We start from the raw sequence: 6,186 nt of genomic DNA, 5'->3' as shown, positions 1-6,186 counted from the left end.
ATTGACCGCAGTAGCGCTTCAGGAGGAGGCACTATCGAATGTCGGCAGGATTGAGAAGATTTCTGGTCGTATGGTCGGGGCAGACCATCTCCGTCGTTGGTACGCAGCTGAGCAGTTTCGCGCTGGGAGTATGGATATTCCAGCGCACTGGATCGGCGCTGCTGTTCGGCCTCTCCATCGCATTGCAGATCGTTCCGGGCGTGCTGCTGTCGCCATTGGCGGGCGTGATTGTCGACCGGTTCAACCGGCGGACGGTGATGCTGGTGTCCGATCTGTGCGACATGGCGGTTGCGCTGGTGCTGTTCACCCTGCTGCTCAACGACCAGCTGCAGGTGTGGCATATCTACATCGCAGTGCTGCTGTCGTGCGCGTTGACTACCTTCCAGCAGCTTGCCTATGCGGCATGCGTCGTGCAGTTCGTGCCGCGCGAGAAGCTGGGTATGGCCAACGGCCTGGTGCAGTTGAGCATTCACGGGTCGGCGGTGATGGTTCCGCTGGGCGCGGCGCTGTTGATGCAGTGGATCGGCCTGAAGAACATCATGCTGATCGACTTCGCCTCGTTTGGCATCGCGCTGGTCACGCTGCTGCTGGTGCGCTTTCCCTCGATACCGGCCAGCACCGGCGTTGGCGCGCGGCCTGGACTGGCGGGAATCCGTACCCAGATCGTTGATGCATGGGTCTATCTGCGTGCGCAGCCCGGCCTGCTGTCGCTGCTGTACTTTTTTGCGATCAGCAGCTTCTCCATCGGCTTCGTGCAGGTCCTGTTCCGCCCGCTGGTGCTGACGCTCTCCGATGCCACCACGCTGGGTCTGCTGATGACCGCCGGCGGCATCGGCGGGTTGACCGGCGCCATCGTGATGGCGACATGGGGCGGGCCGCAACGACACATCGACGGCGTTACCCGGTTCATGTTCCTGGCAGGCTGCGCGATCATTCTCTGCGGCGCAACAGGATCGGTGTGGCTGATCGGCGCGGCGGCGGTGCTGTTCTCGTTCTGCGTGCCGATCATTACCTCCTGCTCGCAGGTGATCTGGCAGCGCAGCATTCCCGACGCGATGCAGGGACGGGTGTTCGCCTTCCGCCAGGTGATATCGACGCTCTTCATGCCGCTGGGCATGGTCCTTTCGCCGTTCCTCGCCGAGTACGTGTTCGAGCCGTTGATGCGAACCGACAGCGGGTTGGCGCGCACGCTCGCTCCGGTGCTCGGTGCCGGTCCGTCGCGCGGCATGGCATTGCTGTTCATCGTGATGGGCCTGGTGGTCGTCGTGGTCGCCCAGGTCGCCATGCGCAACCGTGGCGTGCAGCAGCTCAGCCACCTGACCAAGTCCAACATCCGCCAGCCATCCTCCCCGGCGCAGCCGCAGGTGGTGGTGAACGAAGGCGGTTGACCGCCACCGGCACGGATAGGCCGGAAGTGACAGTGACGTTGTGATCTAGGAGAGTAAGCAATGAACACAGAGTATGAAGACAGCCTGACCTACGTCGTGGTCGTCAACCACGAAGAGCAGTACTCGATCTGGCCCGAGCACAAGGATATTCCGCTCGGATGGACCGACGCCGGCAAGCACGGCAGCAAGGCCGAGTGCCTGCAGTTCATCAAGGAAGTCTGGACGGATATGCGTCCGCTCTCGCTTCGCAAGGCAATGGAAGCCGTTTCCTGACGTCGTACTTCGGACAAGTGTGTTGACATGGACCGTAAGATCGAGGCGCCAAATCGTAGGAAAACCCGGATCGCCATCGCGGCGGCAGGTGTAGCGGCTGCTGCCATCGCCTACGGCGTGCTGTCGGCCGCCAGCACCAGCTCGGCCAACGTCGACCGGGGCAAACTGACCATCAGCCAGGTAAAGACCGGTGCGTTCGCCGAGTACCTTCCGCTGCGTGGCCAGGTGATGCCGGTGGACACCATCTACCTCGACACCGAGGAAGGTGGGCGGGTGGATGCCGTGCACATCAAGGAGGGCAACCCGGTCAACGCCGGGGACCTGATCCTGACCCTGACCAACAACCAGCTGCAGCTGGATGCGATCACACGCGAAGCGCAGATCAGCGAACAGCTCAACAACCTGCGCAACACACAGTTGGCGTTCGAGCAGAATCGCCTGCTGCTCAAGCAGCAGCTCGTGCAGTCGGATTATCGGCTGGCCGAGATGAAGCCGATGCTGGAGCGGCGGCGCGAGCTGTCGCTGCAGAAGCTGATCTCCGAAGAGGACTACCGCCGCATGGCGGAAGAGTTCCAGTACCAGACGCTGTCGCGCGAGATCATCCTGGAGTCGCAGAAGCAGGAGACCCGCATGCGCCAGGCCCAGATGAGCCAGCTTGAGGACAACCTCAAGCATCTCCAGGCCAATCTGGCGGTGGCGCGCAAGAACCTGGAGAACCTTGCCGTCCGTGCGCCGGTCACCGGGCACCTGACCATGCTGACCGCCGAGGTGGGCGAGTCGAAGGCAAAGGGGCAGCGGTTGGGCCAGGTCGATGTGCTGACGGCCATCAAGGTCACCGCGCTGGTCGATGAGTTCTACATCGGCCGCCTGCAGGCGGGCCAGCTGGCCAGCTGCCAGATCAGTGGAAAGCCGTTCGACCTGATCATCGACAAGGTGTACTCCGAGGTGGTCGATGGGCAGGTCAAGATCGACTTCCGCTTCAAGGCGACGCCGCCGGCGGATGTGACCCGCGGGCAGACGTTCCAGGTCAACCTGCAGCTCAGCGAGCCGAGCCAGCGCCTGATGCTGGCGCGTGGCGGGTTCTTCCAGGACACCGGCGGCAGCTGGGCATTCGTGCTGGATGCGTCGGGAAAGACCGCGCAGCGTCGCGAGATCAAGCTGGGCCGCAAGAACGTGAATCACTTTGAAGTGCTTGAGGGGCTCAAGGAAAAGGAGTCGGTGGTGGTGTCCAGCTACGGGCATCTGGTCAACGTAACCAAGCTCGAATTCAATACGGATAATTGAGGGGGTCAGGATGTTGCAGCTTCACCAGGTAACCAAGAAGTACATCGCCAGCGAAGTCGAAACCACTGCGCTGAACAGCATCGACCTGAACATCGCTCCAGGCGATTTCGTTGCGGTCATGGGGCCATCCGGTTGCGGCAAGTCCACCCTGCTCAACGCAGTGGGCATGCTCGATCGGCCCACCTCGGGAAAGTTCGAGTTCATGGGCGAGGACATCATGTCGATGACCGAGTCGCGCCTGGCGAATCTGCGCAAGACCAATCTCGGGTTCATCTTCCAGAGCTTCAACCTGATCGATGAACTGTCGGTATGGGACAACGTCGAGCTGCCGCTGGTCTACCAGGGCGTGGCTGCCGCCGAGCGTCGCCAGCGCGTCGAGGAAGCCCTGACGCGCATGGCGATCCTGCCGCGCAAGGACCACATGCCGCAGCAGCTCTCCGGCGGTCAGCAGCAGCGCGTAGCCATCGCCCGTGCCGTGGTGACGCGACCCAAGCTGCTGCTGGCCGACGAACCGACCGGTAACCTGGACTCGAAGAACGGCGAGGAGGTGATGAACCTGCTGCGCTCGCTCAACGCCGACGGCGCCACCATCCTGATGGTGACCCATTCGCGCGAGCATGCCACCTATGCCAACCGCATGATCGAGATGGTCGACGGCACCATGGTCAGCGACCATCGCATCGACGCTTCCCCGGCAGCGCCGGTCGTCCGCCAGACCGAAGCGAGCGAGGCATGAGATGTTCAAGAACTATCTGCTGATCGCCTGGCGCAACATCACGCACAACAAGCTGTACACCGGCATCATCCTCGCCGGGCTGGTGGTGGGGCTGACCTGCGCCATGCTGGTGGCGACGTTCGTCCGCCATGAGCTGAGCTACGACCGGAGCATTCCGCACTACGAGCGCACCTACCGCGTGGGCTTCCAGGTGCTGGAGAACGGGGTCCATGTGACCACCGCCAAGCTGGCCCCGGCTGCGGGGCCCTACGTGAAGGACAACGTCGCCGGCATCGAGGCGCTCGTCCGCATGTACTCCCTGCAGGGCAATCAGTTCCGGGTGATCCGCGATGAGGCGGTGTTCAACCAGGACGATGTGTACTTCGCCGATGCCAACGTGTTCTCGATGTTCCCGGCCGATTTCATCGAAGGCAGCGCCACCACGGCGCTCGATCAGCCCGGCAAGGTGGTGCTGACCCGTGAAGCAGCGGAGAAGTACTTCGGTACGGCCGATGCGGTGGGCAAGCGCCTGACCCTGGAAGGCACCAACAAGGTGGACGTGGTCGTGTCGGCGGTGGTCGAGAATCTGCCGGCCACCACCCACCTCAACTACCGTCTGCTGGTCTCCATCGATACGCTGAAGACCCTGTACACGGCCAAGATCCTGGACACGCTGGCCGACGCACGGGCGTACACGTATATCCGGGTCGAGGAAGGGCGCAGCCGTGAGCAGGTGATGTCCGACCTGCAGGTGCTGTTCAAGCGCTTCCAGGACGTGCATGAGGTGCTCACCCCGCTGCTGGTCCGTGTGGATGACATCCATCTGCGTTCGCCGCCGTCGGACAACGAGATGAAGATCAACGGGGACATCAACACGGTCTACGTGTATGTCGCCATTGCGCTGGTCATGCTGTTGGTGGCGGCGGTCAACTTCATGAACCTGGCCACCGCCCGGTCCAGCCGACGCGCCAAGGAAGTGGGCATCCGCAAGGTGCTCGGCGCCACGCGGGCCCAGTTGGTAGCGCAGTTCATGATCGAGGCGATGGCATTGACCCTGGTCGCCTTCGTGCTCTCGGCGCTGCTGGCGATGGTGCTGATTCCGTCCTTCGGGGGTGTGCTGGGGCGCGAGCTGCACTTCACGCTCTTCAGCGATCCGCTGCTGCTGGGCGGGCTGCTGCTGGTGGCCGTGATCGTGGCGCTGCTGTCGGGCAGCTACCCGGCGCTGTACCTGTCCGCCTTCGAACCGGCCAAGGTGCTCAAGGGCGATGTCACCCGCGGCCGCGCCGGCGCGCTGTTCCGCAAGTCGCTGGTGACCTTCCAGTTCTGCGTGTCGGCGGTGCTGGTGGTGGCTACCGTGGTGGTGCTCGCGCAGATGCGCTTTGCCGAAGCCGAACGCCTTGGCTACAACAAGGAGCAGGTGGTCACGTTGACCCTGCCGGCGCGGGTTGCCGGCCAGTACGATGCGTTCCGGCAGCAGCTGCTGTCCGACCCGTCGGTGCGGTCGGTGGCCGGTTCCAGCCGCATCCCGACCGAGCACCTCGGCGACATGATGGCGCTGCAGATCGATGGGGCCGAGTACGCGATGTACTACTACCTGTCCGTCGAAGAGGACTTCTTCTCCACCTACGAGGTGGCCTTCGCGGCGGGGCGGCCGTTTGCCCGCGAGCGGTCCGGTGAGCGCATCATCGTGCCCACCGAGCAGAACCCGGTGACCCAGGCCAAGCTGGTGGTGAACGAGTCCTTCGTCAAGGCGCAGGGCTGGTCGCCGGAGGACGCGATCGGCAAGACCGTGGACATCCAGCTCAGCGAGGATCCGCAGCGGCCGTTGATCAAGACCACCGTGATCGGTGTCGCCAACGAGATGCACTTCACCTCGATGCGCCAGAAGAGCCGTCCGGCGGTGTTCGTGGTCTCGCCGGATACCTTCCGCAAGGTGTCCATCAAGGTGGATGCGGCCAACATCGATGGCGCACTGAAGCACATCAACGCGGTGTGGGACCGCTTCGCCGCTGGCGAGCCGATGGAAGCCCAGTTCCTCGATGTCCGCTTCGATGCCATGTACCACCTGGAGAAGCGCCAGGCGAAGGTGTTCACCTGGCTGGCGGGTCTGACCATCGTGATCGCGGTGTTCGGCCTGTACGGGCTGGTGTCCTATTCCACCGAGCGGCGGACCAAGGAGATCGGCATCCGCAAGGTGCTTGGTGCCAGCAATGTCAGCATCGTGATGCTGTTCATCAAGGAGTACAGCTGGCTGGTCCTGCTGGCCAACGTGATCGGATGGCCGATCGCCTACATGGTCATGCGCGACTGGCTCAACGGCTTCGAGTACCGCATCGACATGAACGTGGTGTTCTTCGCCATCGCGGCGCTGGTGACCTTCACGGTGGCCTGGCTGACCGTGTTCTCGCAGGCGTATGCGGCGGCCAAGGCGCGCCCGGTCAACTCACTGCGTTACGAGTGATGCAGAGGGGCGGGGCGACACGGTCGCCCCGCCACCGGCCCGGGTTGCCGGGGCGGCAACGAATG

At 63.4% G+C, this 6,186-nt stretch carries 5 protein-coding genes; all 5 read left to right on the top strand.

The annotated features are described in order from the left end of the window. Window positions 1-38 precede the first annotated feature (38 nt). Genes ACLB90_RS02025 through ACLB90_RS02005 form a run of 5 tightly spaced genes read left to right on the top strand, consistent with a single transcriptional unit; the run spans window position 39 to window position 6,121 of the window. Window positions 39-1,388, top strand: a complete 1,350-nt coding sequence (locus ACLB90_RS02025) for an MFS transporter (RefSeq protein WP_411851391.1) — start codon at window positions 39-41, stop codon at window positions 1,386-1,388. Window positions 1,389-1,448: 60 nt separating this feature from the next. Further along, the gene (locus ACLB90_RS02020) at window positions 1,449-1,661 is read left to right on the top strand and encodes an MbtH family protein (RefSeq protein ID WP_411851390.1); all 213 of its coding nucleotides are present in this window, start codon (window positions 1,449-1,451) and stop codon (window positions 1,659-1,661) included. Between the two features lie 27 nt (window positions 1,662-1,688). After that, complete coding sequence (locus tag ACLB90_RS02015) at window positions 1,689-2,945, top strand: efflux RND transporter periplasmic adaptor subunit (protein WP_411851389.1); 1,257 nt, start codon at window positions 1,689-1,691, stop codon at window positions 2,943-2,945. Window positions 2,946-2,955: 10 nt separating this feature from the next. Beyond that, window positions 2,956-3,681, top strand: a complete 726-nt coding sequence (locus ACLB90_RS02010) for an ABC transporter ATP-binding protein (protein WP_411851388.1) — start codon at window positions 2,956-2,958, stop codon at window positions 3,679-3,681. Between the two features lies 1 nt (window position 3,682). Beyond that, window positions 3,683-6,121, top strand: a complete 2,439-nt coding sequence (locus tag ACLB90_RS02005) for an FtsX-like permease family protein (RefSeq protein ID WP_411851387.1) — start codon at window positions 3,683-3,685, stop codon at window positions 6,119-6,121. Window positions 6,122-6,186 lie beyond the last annotated feature (65 nt).

This window comes from Stenotrophomonas sp. LGBM10 (assembly GCF_046736075.1).
GTDB lineage: Bacteria > Pseudomonadota > Gammaproteobacteria > Xanthomonadales > Xanthomonadaceae > Stenotrophomonas.
This window is presented reverse-complemented; position numbering and strand designations above follow the sequence as displayed.